This is a genomic window from Natronomonas aquatica (assembly GCF_024449025.1).
In the GTDB taxonomy this organism is placed as follows: Archaea; Halobacteriota; Halobacteria; order Halobacteriales; family Haloarculaceae; genus Natronomonas; species Natronomonas aquatica.
In genome coordinates, this window is record NZ_JAHLKM010000002.1 from 12,747 (window position 1) to 27,626 (window position 14,880).

A 14,880-nucleotide genomic window follows, 5' to 3' on the forward strand; every position below is an offset into this window, starting at 1 on the left:
TCAGTAAATCAACTCCGTGTCGTGGTCGGCTATGTAGACGGTTCGGGCGCAGAAGTTGACTGCATGATCAGCGACGCGTTCGAGGTCCCGAATCGTCAACAGCAACCGCGAGACGTCGTCCATCATCTCCTTGTCGGTGTCGCTGTACTCCGTTCGAAGCAGGTCTTCGATGACAACCCCGCTCGCGTCGCCACAGAGCCGATCGATCTTGTCGTCGCGATCTGCGATCTCACGGGCCGACTCGGCATCGTCGTGTCGGTAGGCATCCACCGCATCGCTTACCATCGCACCCGCCTCCGTTCCGATGTATACTACGTCGACTTCGGGGTATCGCTCTCGTTCGGCGTCGAGCGCGTAGCCGGCGAGATTCGTCGAGAGATCGCCGATCCGCTCTAAGTCGGTGATGATCTTGAACGACGAGGCAACGAACCGGAGATCGCCCGCGACGGGCTGTTGGAGCGCGAACAGGTCGATGCAGTCACTCTCCAGTTCGAGATACAACTCGTTGATCCTCTGATCGCCCTCGATGACCTCCCGGGCCAACGACTCGTCTTTCGATTCGAGGGACTTCAGTGCGATCTCGTATCGCTCTATAACGAGATCGCTCATCTCGAGGACGTCCGAACGGAGCGCGTCTAGTTGCTCCTGGTAGTCAGTTCGGGCCATTTTCATCCGAACCTGCCGGAGATGTAGTCCTCGACACGCTGGCTTTCGGGGTTCTCGAATATTTTATCCGTATCGTCGTACTCGACCAGATGACCGCCGGTAAGGAACACTGCCGTCTGATCGGAGATCCGGGCCGCCTGTTGCATGTTGTGAGTCACGATGACGACGGTGTACTCCTCGCTCAGATCGGTGATGAGATCCTCGATCTTCGAGGTGGCGATCGGATCCAGCGCCGAGGCCGGTTCGTCCATCAGTAGCACGTCCGGGTCGGTCGCCAGCGCCCGGGCGATACAGAGCCGTTGCTGTTGCCCTCCGGAGAGCCCGAGAGCGTTGTCGCCGAGGCGATCCGAGACCTCGTCGTAGAGGGCGGCCCGTTTCAACGCCCGTTCGACGAGCTCTAGCTCCGCGTCGGATTCGCCCCGTCCGAGCAATCTGTCGATCAGACCAGTTCGGATATCCCCGTGCTTCCGTGGGCCGTAGGAGACGTTGTCCCGGATCGACTTCGGGAACGGGTTGGGCTGTTGGAACACCATGCCGACGCGCTTGCGAAGTTCGACGAGATCCACGCCGTCCTGATAGATCTCCACGCCGTCGACCTCGACCGATCCGTCGACTTCTGCGGCCCGGATCCGGTCGTTCATTCGGTTGATACACCGGAGAAACGTCGATTTCCCGCAGCCGGACGGGCCGATCAGGGCCGTGACGCTCTCGGAGGGGATATCGATCGAGATGTCCTTGAGCGCGTGGTCGTCGCCGTAGTGGACATCGAGGTTCTCGGCGGCGACATGTGTCTCGCCGGCGAACTGGTAGTCGGTCCACTCCTCGCGGAGTTCCTCCTCGGACTCACCGGTGGTGGTTGACGTTCCGGACATGCTCGCTGTCGCCGCCGTCCGCGTTGACGTCGGATCGTTTGTATCGGTCGATTCGGATTCGGTCGTTTCGGTCGTTGGAGATGGCTCGCTCATCGGTTCAGTTTCCTCCGGAAGTAATACCGCGTCGTGATTCCGATCGCGTAGAACGACAGGACCACGGTCAGTAACACGAAAGCGTTCGCCCAGGCGAACTCCAGCGCCGTGAACGGCGCATCCTCGAACTGCGGTCCCCCTAAGCCCGCCGTGATGAGTGCGTATAGCTGGTACGGGAGCGCACTCGACGCCTGCAGCAGCGCCTCGTTCGTGACGAACGGCGGCGTGGCGATGAACTCGAAGCCGCCGATGACGTCCACCGTCTCGCCCCCGGCGGGCAGCGTTCCGCCGGCCATCGTCACCAGTATCGGGGCAGTCTCGCCGGCGATTCGGCCGACACCGAGAATTATCCCGGTGACCACCCCCGGAAGCGCTGCGGGGAGGACGACGCTCCGGATCGTTTGCCACTTGCTGACGCCGAGGGCGGCGCTCGCGTCCCTGTACTCGTCGGGGACGGCGAGCATCGCCTCTCTGCTGGTGATCAAGACCAACGGAAGCAGCATGAACCCGAGCGTCAACATCCCCGCAATCAGCGATTTCGAGCCACCGAACCGCGGAATGAGAAACGAGGCGCCGAAGAGTCCGAAGACGATGCTCGGCGTACTCCACAGTCCGTTGGTCGCGACCTCGACAACACTCGTGAACCGTCCTTCGTCGGCGTACTCCGCGAGGAAGACCGCCGCTCCGACGGCGATCGGGACCGCAAAGAGAACGGCGCCGACCACCAGCCAGACTGTCCCGACGACCGCCGGAAGGATCCCGTCCACCCGCACGAAGACCGAGGCGCCGTTCATCAGGAAGGGCCACGATACCGGAAGCGAAAACGAGAGCCCGAGGACGCTGACTTCGGGCCCGACGCCCGGACCGATCGCGACTTCGGTGAAAGCGGTCGGAGCGCCCTTGATTACCACGAAGCCGACCAAGCCGAACAACACTGCGATGATCCCGAGCGCGTTCAGATAGATGAGGACGTGTGCGCCGAGGTGCCGACCGCGTGCCCCGAACCCGGCGTAGGCCTTGGCCGACGCCCACCCGACGAGCAACGAACAGAACAGCACCGATCCCGGCACGATCACTGAGGGAAAGAACGTCACCGCGTTATCGGACGGGAATGACCCGGGCGAATACGACCAACCTGGTCCGAGAACGCCGGTAAGGAACACGCCTCCAGCGAGGATTGCCAACACGCCTGCGGGAACCGTCGAGCCGATGTCTTCCCGGGTGAAAGTCGTCACGGCGAACGCCCCGCCGCCGAGTAAGAGGGCCGGAAGGATCCAGCCGGCACCGCCGAGTCCGAGTATTCCCGCAGCAACGATACCGCCGATACCGAACCAGAGCCCGCCGAAGACGACGCCCGCGACGAGACCGGCGCTACGGTCTGGCGTCGTCTCGATCAGCTCCAAGCTTGAAGAGACACCTAGCCCGATGACACCGATGCCGATCAACACGAGCAGGCCACCGAGCACCGACACGGTCGGTACACCAGCGATCGGATCGGTGAGGGTCACGAACTCGAACAGCGCCGTCATACCGAGCGCGAACAGCAGTGCCGAGAGGGCGATCGTCGCCCCGGCGACGAACTCGTAGCGATTGGTTCCTCCGTTGACGAGCGAATTTCGGCTGGTGATCGTACTCATTCGTGGCCCCCGAGTTGGCGCTTCATGCGCCGTTCGATCAGTTGGGATCCGATACTGAGGAACATGACGGTAATAAAGAGGACCACACCGGCCGCAAAGAGCGCACTCAGCTGGTCCGCTGTGGCCTCACCGTACTGTGCCGCGATCGCCGATGTGAGCGTGTCGTACCCGTAAAAGACGTTGTACAGCGGCTCCGGGAGCTGTGGGCTGTTCCGGAGCATGACTGTCGCCGCCATCGTTTCACCGATCGCGCGTCCGACGCCCAGTAGGACCGCCGCCGAAACCCCCGAGAACGCCGCCGGAAGCGTAATCGTCGTCATCGTCTGCCAGTCCGTCGTTCCGAGCGCGAGCGAGCCGTCCTTCATCGATTCCGGGACGCTGTTGAGCGCGTCCTCGGCAACGGAGACGACTGTCGGGAGAGCCATCAAACCGACCACGGCCCCGACGAACAGATAGGTACCCTGGCCGACGAGATCGAACTGTTCGCTCGCCCACGGGCTGATAATCGTGAAACCGATGAACCCATAAACGATTGACGGGATACCTGCGAGGATCTCGATCCCCGGTTTGACAACCTCCCGAACCGCTGCGGGGGCGATTTCGCTGACGAAGAGTGCCGAGGCCACACCGAGCGGCCCGGCCACGAGCGTGGCCACGAGAGTTACCATCACTGTACCGTGGATCAACGGGACCAGTGAGTAGCGCTCGGCCGCCCGGGGTGCCCACTCGGTCTGGACGAACAGCCGCAGCCCCGGAACGCTGATTCCGAACACCTCCGCCCGCGCAACATCGAATGCAGGCCAGGCTTCGACGAAAATGAACACGACGATCAACGCGAGAATGAGAATCATCGAAGCCGTCATCGCCATCGTCACCGCACGTGCCGTTAGCTCACGATGGCGGATCCAGCCGTAGGCGGCCGAGACCAGAAACACTAGCAGGGTGACCGAAGTCAGCGGGGACGCGGTGAAGAAGAGACCCAGCGAGCTCAGTATCGAAACGGTTCCGATAGTGAGCGCTACCAGCGCCGATGTGGGGGTCTCGTCGACGAATTTGCGGGCGTCTACTATCCAGTCAGTGGCGCGACTCCGGGGGATCAGATTCATTCGTTCTCTCTGGGTATCAGTCCGTATCTGGTGTGTCTAAACGGGGTCATAGAGCGTAGTGTCGATCGCCGGGGCTACGGCGACCGTGTTCAGGCGGAGTCCGGCAGTTTGCCTCGCTCGGCCTCGATGTCGCTCGTCGGCAGCGGGATGTACTCGACGCCCTCGACGAACACCTGCTGTCCGAAGTCGGTCAGGAACATGTTGAGGAACGCGGCCTCCCGCATGTCGGTTCCGTCCGGCGTTTCGTCGTTGATCCGCGTGTACATGTGAAGATCGCGGTTCAGCGGGTAGTCGCTGTCGAAGATCGTGTTCTCGGCGTCCTTGTCGGGCTCATAGAGCGTTCCGTCGAAGTCGATAGCGACCGGCGCGATCCCCTCGCCCTGGAACGCCAGCGCCATGTATCCGATCGCGCCGTCGTTCTGCTGCATTAAGGTCTTGACCTGCTGGTTCTGTCCCTTTCGGGTATCGACTTCCATCGACGCCTCGGCATCGCCGAGCATATTGAGTCGGAACGACGTGTCCGTCCCGGAGCCCTCGGCGCGGCCGATGACGTAGATCTCCTGGTCGGGACCGCCGACCTCGCTCCAGTTGTTGATCTCGCCCTGATAGATGCCGCGGACTTCCTCGCCGGTGAGCTGGGTGACTCCGCCGTCGTAGACGTCCTGGCTGACGAACACGGGCTGTCCGTCCCGGCCGACAACGTGGTCAACGTAGTTCGCGTCGCGCTCTTCGTCGCTGATGCCCAGTTCGGCGGTGATCGGCCCCGACGAGTTGCCGATGTCGACCAGACCGTCACGGACGGCCTTACAGCCGGTCCCCGAGTGGCTGAGACCTACGGTTACGGTAAAGGGTGCGCTCGATCGCTCGCCGGTCGGTTCGAAGCCGAACTGGCTGGCGAAGTAATCCGCGAGGTTCATGTCTGTCTCGATCTCACCCCAGCCGGGAACGGACGTCTCGTCGTTGGAGCCCCAGTACTCGCCGTCGCTCGCCGGCGGGTTCCCGTTCCAGTACGATGCGCCGGTGTTCGAGATCGGGTATACCGTCGAAGAGCCCTCGGCTGTAAGCGCTTCCGTCCCACCACCGTCGTTCCCGTCGCCGTTGCCGTCGGTACTCGCAGTGTTGCTCGTGTCGCTCGCTCCGTCACCGTTGCCACCGTCCCCGTTACCGTTCCCCGTGTCGCTGCTGCTGGAACAGCCGGCGATGCCGGCAGCCCCGGCAGCCCCGGTGGTGATAATGAACTTTCGCCGTGATACACCCGACCGCTTTGATTGCTCCGACATCACCGGAATCGACCGAGGATCAGGTAAAGATCCTTTATAATAGGGGTACGAGAGGGGATGTATCGGTATATTCGATACCCGACCGGAACGTAGGACTACGTTCGCAAAAGTGTGTTATATACCGCTATATTGAGGTACTGTGTTCTATCAGTTTCGTGACGAAAGCTATAACCTCGCGTTCAAGTAATCCCGCGCATGGGCCAGGAGAACGACGCGAGCGAGTTCATGGGCCGTTCGGTAACGGCGATAGCCGAGCAGGTTGTCGCGGGTGAAGATCGTGACCACGAGGCGGTGCGGAAGGCACTCGCCGAAATCAGCGAGGAAGGAACCGTCACGCGGAGGGGCATCGACGAATCACTGGCCGACCTCTCGAAGGTAGTCGCTACCCCCGAAACACGCGTCGAGGTCGCCCAGACGGCGCTGGCGGATGCTCGCGAAGCCGCTGAGCCCGTCAGGGACACCGACGTAGTTCGCTCGCGGCTGAACGAATTCGAGTCGGAGATTTCGGCGCTCGAGGAGCGTGTCGACGCCCTCGGATCGCGGCTCACATCGCTGGTCGAGCGCACTCAGAGCCCCGACGATATCTACACGATCGGCAGAGCTATCCGAGAGATACGTTCCGGCGCTACCGATGCCCAGAGAGACGCCGATGCGATTGCCGTCGAAATTGAGTCGTTCGAGCGCAAACTACGGAATCCAGACAGGTGGGCCGACGAGCTACGGGAGGATATCGATGCCATCGAGGATGTGATCGAAGAAACGCTGGAAGTCACTACTACCGTGTCCGATGTCGAAGACGATGGGGACGGGAAAACCGATTTGGCTCTTGCGTGGGCCGATACCGCACTCCAAAATCGGATGCAGAAACTGCTTATTGAAGACGTGCAGGCTGAACTCGATGTCCTCCAGCAGATAGCCTCCCATCGCAAGATAGACGATCACTGCGACGGGATCGAGCAACGTCTTGAGGAATTAGAGACGCTACGTACTGATATCAGCCACCGGGTGGATGAAGTCGCCGAACCCTCGTGGGGCCGGAAACACAGTGGGGTGATCGATTCATTCATTCAGACACTAGAGGAATTCGAACCTCCTGTCAACTGGGCGGAGCTACAGAACGAGCTAGAGCGCCATCGTGAACGATTGTAGACACCGAGGCGTCCGGATTATGGTATTGAATCGTTTATTGGCTAAAAAATATATAGCCCTATATCGATGCTGAAGAGCGAAATTAAATGTACATCTATAGAATAGACACTCTGTCTCAATCTGTTAGAACTGATAACGTCGGTCGTCGTTTGTATCTGGTTGCGGGAATCCCTGTTGTTGGTTGAAACTATCCATCGTCATGTCCATAAGATACTCGTCGTAGGTCACGTCGTAGCCGCTCCGGAGGTGGAAATCGAGGTTTCCGGTCTCGACGGCGGTCTGAAACAGCATGTGTACCGCCCGCCGGACGAGTTCGTCGGTCCCGTCGGGGTCATAGGCGCTTTCCAGCATCGCGAGTTCGTTTCGAGTCTCGCTGTCTAGATCGACGGTCAGTTCGTCGCCGAGATCGGCGTAGCGTTCCTCGATGTCCGCCGAGAGATTGTCTAGTCCCATGTCCCCTCTCGCCGGCGCCGGCGGAAGTCGGTTTCGCTCCCGGGACCGTCACACACAAACGCCGGCCGACGGAAAGGGTGGTATGGGCGAGGAGACGCCGGCGCTCCCTGCTGACCTCGGTCCCGTTCGCTCGGCGCTCATCGAGTGGTACGAGAGGAGCCACCGGGAGTACCCCTGGCGACGGACCGAGGATCCCTACGAGATACTCGTCTCGGAGGTAATGAGCCAACAGACCCAGCTCGGTCGGGTCGTCGACGCCTGGCGTGGCTTCCTCGAGCGGTGGCCGACCGTCGAGGCGCTCGCGGCCGCCGATCGGGCCGACGTGGTCGGATTCTGGAGCGATCACTCGCTCGGGTACAACAACCGCGCGAAGTACCTCCACGAGGCGGCGGGGCAGGTCTGTACCGAACACGACGGCGAGTTCCCCGAAACGCCCGAAGACCTCGAGGAACTGATGGGCGTGGGCCCCTACACCGCAAACGCCGTCGCCTCCTTCGCGTTCAACGACGGGAACGCGGTCGTCGACACGAACGTCAAGCGGGTCCTCTACCGCGCGTTTGACGTTCCAGACGACGATACGGCGTTCGGGCGGGCCGCCGAGGAGCTTTTGCCCGACGGCCGGTCCCGTGTCTGGAACAACGCCATCATGGAGCTGGGCGGTGTCGCCTGCGAGAAGACGCCCGGATGTGACCGGGAGGGCTGTCCGTGGCGCGAGTGGTGTCACGCGTACCAGACCGGCGATTTCACCGCGCCCGACGTGCCGACACAGCCCGCGTTCGAGGGCTCGCGTCGACAGATGCGCGGCCGTGTGGTCTCGACGCTGCGGGAGTACGACGAACTCCCACTGGACGGCCTCGGACCGCGTGTCCGCGTCGATTACGCGCCCGACGGCGAGTACGGCCGCGAATGGCTCCGGGGATTACTCGAGGATCTCGCCGACGACGGGTTGGTCGAGGTCGACAGCGCCGACGGAACAGTCGTCGTTCGGCTCCGCAGGTAACGGAACGACCCCGGATGGGTGTCCCGGAATTCGATTGCCTCGAACGAATCTTATATTGACCGACGGGAACATGTCCTCGCAGATGACACAGCGGACACTGCCAACGAAACGACCGGATACGCTCGAACGAATCCCATCCCTTAGATCTCCTGGCGGTATCCGTCGCCATATGACCTGCGGGGAAACCGGACGCATCCGACCGGACGATCTCCGGGCGAGGGCTGGATAATGTCGACGCCGACCGACACCGACGGAGAGACCGCGCTCACGACGTACTGGCACGATCGAATGTTGGACCACGAGCCGCCGACCGGAGCGTACAAGTTCCCCTCGTCGCCGATCGTGGCCGAAGACGAGCCCCACCCGGACCGACGCGAACGCGTCGAGAACATCCGGGCCATGCTCGAGTACTGTTTTCCGGACGAAAACCGGTACGTCGAGCCCCCGGAGGCCGATCACACGGAGATCGAACGCGTACACGACCCGGAGTACGTCGGGTGGCTAGAGACGTTCTGTGCGGACGGCGGGGGGCGCATAGAGGATACGGCGACCGGCTGTAACGGGGCCACAGCCGATGCCGCCCGGTACGCTGCTGGGGCGGCCATCGCCGCGGCCGAAGCGGCCCTCGACGGTTCGAAAACGGTCCCGTACGCGCTCTGTCGACCGAGCGGTCATCACGCCCAGCCGTCCTGTGCCGATGGGTTCTGTTTTTATAATAACGCCGCCATCGCAGCGGAGGCAGCGGTCGCCGAAGGCGTCGATCGGACGGCGATCATCGACTGGGACGTCCACCACGGAAACGGTACCCAGGCGGCGTTCTACGACCGTGATGACGTCCTCTTCGTGAGCGCCCACAACGATCACGGGTCGTGGCACGACGAGTACCATCCCCAGGAAGGATCGCTCGACGAGGCGGGACGGGACGAAGGCGAGGGCTACAACGTAAACGTCCCGCTTCCACCGGGCACCGGAGACCGGGGCTACGACCGTCTCTTCGAGCGGATCGTCGATCCGATCGTGTCGGCGTACGACCCGGATCTCATCCTCGTGAGCTCCGGACAGGACGCGGGACCCGCGGATCCGAACGCGCGAAACCTCGTCACGAGAGACGGGTTCCGCAACCTCGGCGCCCGTCTCCGCACCCTCGCCGAAAAGACGGCGGATGGACAGTTCGCGCTGATTCAGGAGGGCGGATACCAGACATCGCACCTCTCGTTTGCGACGCTGGGCGTCTTCGAGGGCGTCCTCGACCGCCGTATCGATCTGGATCATTACGGGTACGACGACCCGTTCGGGCGGTTCGACGAACCGACAGCGCTGGTGGACGAGTGGCTCGAGGAGGCCGTCGAGTATCACGGCCAATACTGGGACTGGGACTCGGTTACCTGAGCTGTTTCGGCGTGTCCCGTCGTTTCCGCCGTTTCGGGACATCCGATCAGACATCCACCACGGTTTTTATTCTTGCCGCCAATCGGAACGTATGAGCGAACTACGGATCGCGGCCGTCGTCGGGAGCCTTCGGGCGGAAAGCTACACCCGTCCGGCGTGCCGACACGCGCTTTCGGCCGCCGCCGAGTTCGAGAGCGTCGAAACTGATCTCGTCGATCTCCGGTCGCTTTCGCTGCCGGTCTACGACGCCGACGCCGACGACGCGGGCGACGCCGAGGTGCTCAGAAACCGTATCCGGCGGGCCGATTCGGTCATCCTCGGCAGCCCGGTCTATCACGGCTCGTACTCCTCGGCGCTGAAGAACGCCCTAGATTACTGTGGGTTCGACGAACTCGAAGCGACGACTGTCGGGCTTTTGTGTGTCGCCGGCGGATCGTTCCCGACGACGACGCTGGATCACCTCCGATCGGTCGGGCGGGCGCTCAACGCGTGGGTGCTTCCCCACCAGGTCGCGATCCCGCGGGCCCGAAACTGCTTTTCGGACGGCGAGATCACCGACGGGGACGTCCGCGAACGCGTCGAGATCCTCGGCCGGCGGGCGGTGGAGTACGCGACGATCGAACCGGACCCCCGGACCATCGAATCGACCCAGAACGTCGGCGCCGACGGCTGACGGAATCCGACAACCGTTTTAAGCCGCGACTGTTGGAGTCCGATAATGGGCAACTGTATCATCTGCGGCACGTCGACCGATGGGCCGATCTGTGACGTCCATCAGGAAGACGTCGTCTTCGAGTTCGAAGGGAACCAACCGTCACAGCTGACGCCGGGGCGGTTTTATATCGGGACCGTCGACGGATACGCCGACTTCGGCGTGTTCGTCAACATCGGTAACGTAACCGGGCTCCTCCACCGGAGCAAACTGGACCGACGCCTCGAGAGCCTCGAGTGGGAGGTCGGCGACGAGATCTGCGTCCAGGTCAACAACGTCCGTGACAACGGCGACATCGATCTCGACTGGTCGATCCGGCAATCGCCCGAGGATTTCCGTGGCATGCTGGTCCAGACGCCCGAGGGCGACCGGCTGCTCGACAGCGCCGGGACGGACACGGAAGACGAGCCGACGGAGACAGAATCGAAAGCGGAGACGGAGGCCGAGACCGAGACCGAATCCAGCGAACCGACCGAACAGACGGCGGGCGCCGACGAACAGACCGGCGGGAACCCGAGCGACGCCGACCTCGCGGAGACGGCGGCCGACACGCCCGAAGCCGCGACCGGCGAGGATCGGACCGAGGAGGGAGACGGCGACGAACCCGCACCCGACATCGACCGAACCGAGATCGAATCGCTGGGCGATCACGTCGGCGAGACGGTCCGACTCGAAGGGACGGTCGCCTCGGTCCGACAGACGTCCGGACCGACAGTGTTCGAGCTCAGAGACGAGACCGGCGTCGTCGACTGTGCGGCGTTCGTCGAGGCCGGCGTCCGGGCGTATCCGGACATCGAAGCCGACGACGTCGTTCGGCTGGACGGCGAGGCTCGACTCCGCCGCGACGAGATCCAGATCGAAACCGAATCGCTCGTGGCGCTGGAAGGCGAGGCGCGTTCGGCCGTCGAATCGCGGATGGAAGAGGCCCTCGACGACCGGGCCAACCCCGAGACCGTCGAACCTCTCGCCGACGATACGGCCATCGACGCGGTAACCGACGACATCGGGGCCGTCGCGACCGAGATCAGGCGGGCCGTCATCGAATCTCGGCCGATCGTGGTCCGCCACGACGCGACGACCGACGGCTACGTCGCCGGCGCCGCCATCGAGCGTGCTGTCCTCCCGCTGGTCGAGGCCGAACACGCCGCCGCCGACGCGGTCTATCACTACTTCGACCGCCGGCCGCTCGAAGACGGCGTCTACGACATGAACGACGCCACGAAAGACGTCACCCGGATGCTCGGCGACCGGGACCGTCACGACGAGAAACTGCCGCTTTTCGTCTTCGCGGCCGCCGGATCGACGGCGGCATCCCTCGACGGTCTCGAGTTGCTCGACATCTACGACGCGCCCCGGATCGTCCTCGACGGCCGGCCGGCCGACGACGCGATCGAAGGAGAGATCGACTCGCTCGTAACCGTCGAGGACCGGACGGCGACGACGGTCGCGGCGGCCGTGGCTGCGGCGGTCAACGACGACGCCCGCGGTGACGTGACGCATCTGCCGGCGGTCAGCTACTGGGCGGAGACGCCCGACGTCTACGCCGACCTCGCCGCCGAGGCGGGGATCGACGACGAGGCGGCAACGCGGCTCCGAGAGGCGATCGCCCTGGAGGCGTTCTATCAGTCCTACGAGGACAAACGCCAGCTCGTCATCGACCTTCTCTTCGAAAAGCGGACGGGACTGGCCGAACAGGTCTCCGAGCAGTTCGAAACGAAACTCGAGGCCGAACTCGACACCGCGCGACCGAACCTCGAAGAGCGGACTGTCGAGGGCACTCCCCTGACTGTCCTCGATACCGAGGCGTACACACACAAGTACGACTTCCCGCCGACCAGGCTGTTGCTCGACGTACTCGCCCGACAGCTCGATTCGACGGTCGTAGTCGGGTTCGGAACGGACGAGCTCCACATCCGTTCGACGGCCGAACTCGACCTCGGTGCGATCGTCGAGTCGGTCTCGACGGCGGTTCCGAACGCCGGCGTTTCCGATCCCGGCGCCCGCCAGCCGAAACTCGAGTTCCTCGCAGGCGAACGCGACGCCGTCATCGAGGCGGTCGTCGATGCCGTCGCCGAGGCGACCGTCGCGCCTTCGGCCTGAGACGGATCCGGGCTCCGGACCGCTATCCCTTTCCCGACGCGTCCCCTTGTGCCGATAGCGAACGACATGAGTACCGACACCGACCCGGCCGACTCGGAGGCGTTCGAGCGCGTCTGTGAGTCGCTCGTCGCCTCGATCCTCGATGGTGAGATCGACCGCGAAGATCTCGAGTCCGCCAAGATGGACGCCTGTCGGGAGCACGCCTCGCCGAAGGTCCCGAAGAACACCGAACTGCTGGATTACGCACCCGACGAGCGCCGCGAGGAACTGGAATCGGTGCTGCAGCGCAAGCCCGTCCGGACGGCCTCGGGCGTCTCCCCGGTGGCGATCATGACCTCGCCGCATATGTGTCCACACGGCAAGTGTCTGTACTGTCCGGGCGGGCCGGCTTCGGAGTTTTCCTCCTCACAGAGCTACACCGGCCACGAACCCGCCGCCGCCCGCGGGGTGCAGAACGACTACGACCCCTACGGACAGGTGACGCTGCGGCTCCACCAGCTCCGGGAGATCGGCCACCCGGTGGAGAAGGTCGAACTCATCCTGATGGGGGGAACGATGACCGCACGGAGCCACGACTACCAGGAGTGGTTCCTCAAGCGCGCACTGGAGGCCATGAACGACTACGATCTCGACGCTCCGCCCCAACCGAGCGAGACAGACTCGTTCAAGCCCGATCCCGAGGAGACCGAGTTCCGGTACCTCGAGGACGTCATCGCGGAAAACGAGACGGCGGAGATACGGAACATCGGGACGACCTTCGAGACCAAACCCGACTGGTGTGATCCCGAACAGATCGACCGAATGTTACGGCTGGGCGGGACGAAAGTCGAGGTCGGCGTCCAGACGACCTACGAGCGCATCAACCGCGAGATGCACCGCGGCCACGGGATCCAGGCCTCACTGGACGCCAACCGACGGCTCCGGGACGCCGGGTTCAAGATCGGCTTTCATATGATGCCCGGCCAGCCGGGGATGTCAAAGGAGATGTGCCTGCAGGACTTCCGGGAGCTGTTCGAGTGCGCCGACTGGCGGCCCGATTATCTGAAAATATACCCGACGCTCGTCGTCCGCGATACCGTCACCTACGACATGTGGCGTCGCGACGAGTACGACCCCCTCACCAACGAGGAGGCCGCCGACCTCGTCGCCGAGATCAAATCGATGATCCCGCGGTACACCCGCCTCCAGCGCGTCCAGCGCGACATCCCGGCTGATTTCATCGACGCCGGCGTCTGGAAGTCGAACCTGCGACAGCTCGCCAGAAAACGGATGGACGAACACGGCTGGACGTGTGAGTGTATCCGCTGTCGGGAGGTCGGCATGAACGACGAGGAGCCGGGGGAGGTCGAACTCGACATCGAGACCTACGAAGCCGCCGGTGGAACGGAACACTTCATCTCAATCGAGGACTTCCGGAAGGACCTGCTGGTGGGCTTCTGTCGGCTCCGGTTTCCCCACGACCCGACCCGGACGGAACTGGACGACGCAGCCCTCGTCCGGGAACTTCACGTCTACGGGGGCGAAATCGGTGTCGGCGACGAGGCGGGCGAGGACGATCACCAACACCGCGGCTACGGCCGACAGTTACTCGGGGAGGCCGAAGCGCTGGCCGCCGAGGCGGGCTACGGGAAGCTCGCGGTCATTTCGGGGATCGGCGCCCGTCAGTACTACCGCGAGAAACTCGGCTACTACCAGAACGGGCCGTACGTCTCCAAGCGGCTCCGGTAGATGGCGCGCGAACTCGTCGACGGCGTCTGGCTTCTGGAGGTGGCATGGCCGGAGCCGATCGGCGCGAACGCGTATCTCGTCGACGACGGCGACGTCACGCTCGTCGACGCCGGCTTGCCGTTCCCGCGGCGGTCGCTTTCGGGAGAGATCGAACGGACCGGCCACGCGCTTTCGGATATCGATCGCGTGCTGTTGACACACTACGACGTCGATCACGTCGGCGGTCTGGCTCGCGTCGACCTCGACGTCCCGGTGTATCTCGGCGCCCCCGACTGTCAGCTCGTCAGACGCTCGTGGTCGCCACCGTGGAGACACCACAAGGGGGCGTTCCACCGTCTCGTCCGCCGGCTGTATTCGCTGTCCGGTACCGATCTCAGGCCGGTCTCCGACGGCGAGTGGATCGGTGGGTTCCGGGCGCTTCATACCCCCGGGCACAACCCCGGACATACTGTGTTTCTCCATTCGGATTCGGGGACCGCGTTGCTCGGCGATCTCGTCTGGCGGACCGATACGGGGTTCGTCCCGCCGCCGTGGCTCGACTCCTACGATACGACCCGGACGACCGAGAGCATCGGCCGGATCGCCGACCGACGCTTCGAGACCGCCTGTCCAGGCCACGGGCGACCGTACGCGAGCGGCGGCGCCGAGGCGTTGCGGGAACTCGCCGCAGAGTCGGTCGCCGAGTGACCGTGAGT

The 14,880-nt window shown here is 63.5% G+C and carries 13 protein-coding genes; 7 read left to right on the forward strand and 6 right to left on the reverse strand.

From position 1 onward, the window contains the following. From phoU to KM295_RS01960, 5 genes are all read right to left on the reverse strand, one after another. A complete protein-coding gene (gene phoU, locus KM295_RS01940) occupies positions 1 to 666 on the reverse strand; it encodes a phosphate signaling complex protein PhoU (RefSeq protein WP_256028183.1) in 666 nt (221 codons plus the stop codon). A gap of 2 nt (positions 667 to 668) precedes the next feature. Beyond that, positions 669 to 1,631 carry a phosphate ABC transporter ATP-binding protein PstB gene (gene pstB, locus KM295_RS01945; RefSeq protein ID WP_418904729.1) on the reverse strand — a complete coding sequence of 321 codons (963 nt, stop codon included), beginning with the start codon at positions 1,629 to 1,631 and terminating at the stop codon, positions 669 to 671. Continuing rightward, positions 1,628 to 3,268: a phosphate ABC transporter permease PstA gene (gene pstA, locus KM295_RS01950; protein ID WP_256028184.1), complete on the reverse strand. Its 1,641-nt coding sequence runs from the start codon at positions 3,266 to 3,268 to the stop codon at positions 1,628 to 1,630. Before pstA ends, pstB begins: the two co-directional genes overlap by 4 nt. Continuing rightward, complete coding sequence (gene pstC, locus KM295_RS01955) at positions 3,265 to 4,374, reverse strand: phosphate ABC transporter permease subunit PstC (protein WP_256028185.1); 1,110 nt, start codon at positions 4,372 to 4,374, stop codon at positions 3,265 to 3,267. Before pstC ends, pstA begins: the two co-directional genes overlap by 4 nt. Before the next feature lie 89 nt (positions 4,375 to 4,463). Next, positions 4,464 to 5,654 carry a PstS family phosphate ABC transporter substrate-binding protein gene (locus KM295_RS01960; protein ID WP_256028186.1) on the reverse strand — a complete coding sequence of 397 codons (1,191 nt, stop codon included), beginning with the start codon at positions 5,652 to 5,654 and terminating at the stop codon, positions 4,464 to 4,466. Between the two features lie 195 nt (positions 5,655 to 5,849). Here KM295_RS01960 and KM295_RS01965 point away from each other — a divergent pair, with 195 nt between their 5' ends. Next, positions 5,850 to 6,803 carry a coiled-coil domain-containing protein gene (locus KM295_RS01965; protein WP_256028187.1) on the forward strand — a complete coding sequence of 318 codons (954 nt, stop codon included), beginning with the start codon at positions 5,850 to 5,852 and terminating at the stop codon, positions 6,801 to 6,803. A gap of 123 nt (positions 6,804 to 6,926) precedes the next feature. Here KM295_RS01965 and KM295_RS01970 read toward each other — a convergent pair whose 3' ends face one another. After that, the gene (locus KM295_RS01970; protein WP_256028188.1) at positions 6,927 to 7,256 is read right to left on the reverse strand and encodes a ribbon-helix-helix protein; all 330 of its coding nucleotides are present in this window, start codon (positions 7,254 to 7,256) and stop codon (positions 6,927 to 6,929) included. A gap of 82 nt (positions 7,257 to 7,338) precedes the next feature. Between KM295_RS01970 and KM295_RS01975 the strand changes: the two genes are divergently transcribed. From KM295_RS01975 to KM295_RS02000, 6 genes are all read left to right on the forward strand, one after another. After that, positions 7,339 to 8,256 carry an HhH-GPD family protein gene (locus tag KM295_RS01975; protein ID WP_256028189.1) on the forward strand — a complete coding sequence of 306 codons (918 nt, stop codon included), beginning with the start codon at positions 7,339 to 7,341 and terminating at the stop codon, positions 8,254 to 8,256. Between the two features lie 228 nt (positions 8,257 to 8,484). Further along, a complete protein-coding gene (locus KM295_RS01980; RefSeq protein WP_256028190.1) occupies positions 8,485 to 9,645 on the forward strand; it encodes an arginase family protein in 1,161 nt (386 codons plus the stop codon). Between the two features lie 91 nt (positions 9,646 to 9,736). Continuing rightward, positions 9,737 to 10,318 carry an NADPH-dependent FMN reductase gene (locus KM295_RS01985; protein WP_256028191.1) on the forward strand — a complete coding sequence of 194 codons (582 nt, stop codon included), beginning with the start codon at positions 9,737 to 9,739 and terminating at the stop codon, positions 10,316 to 10,318. A gap of 45 nt (positions 10,319 to 10,363) precedes the next feature. Then, positions 10,364 to 12,457: an OB-fold nucleic acid binding domain-containing protein gene (locus tag KM295_RS01990; protein ID WP_256028192.1), complete on the forward strand. Its 2,094-nt coding sequence runs from the start codon at positions 10,364 to 10,366 to the stop codon at positions 12,455 to 12,457. A gap of 66 nt (positions 12,458 to 12,523) precedes the next feature. Next, positions 12,524 to 14,185 carry a tRNA uridine(34) 5-carboxymethylaminomethyl modification radical SAM/GNAT enzyme Elp3 gene (locus KM295_RS01995; RefSeq protein WP_256028193.1) on the forward strand — a complete coding sequence of 554 codons (1,662 nt, stop codon included), beginning with the start codon at positions 12,524 to 12,526 and terminating at the stop codon, positions 14,183 to 14,185. Then, positions 14,186 to 14,872: an MBL fold metallo-hydrolase gene (locus KM295_RS02000; RefSeq protein ID WP_256028194.1), complete on the forward strand. Its 687-nt coding sequence runs from the start codon at positions 14,186 to 14,188 to the stop codon at positions 14,870 to 14,872. Positions 14,873 to 14,880: the final 8 nt, after the last annotated feature.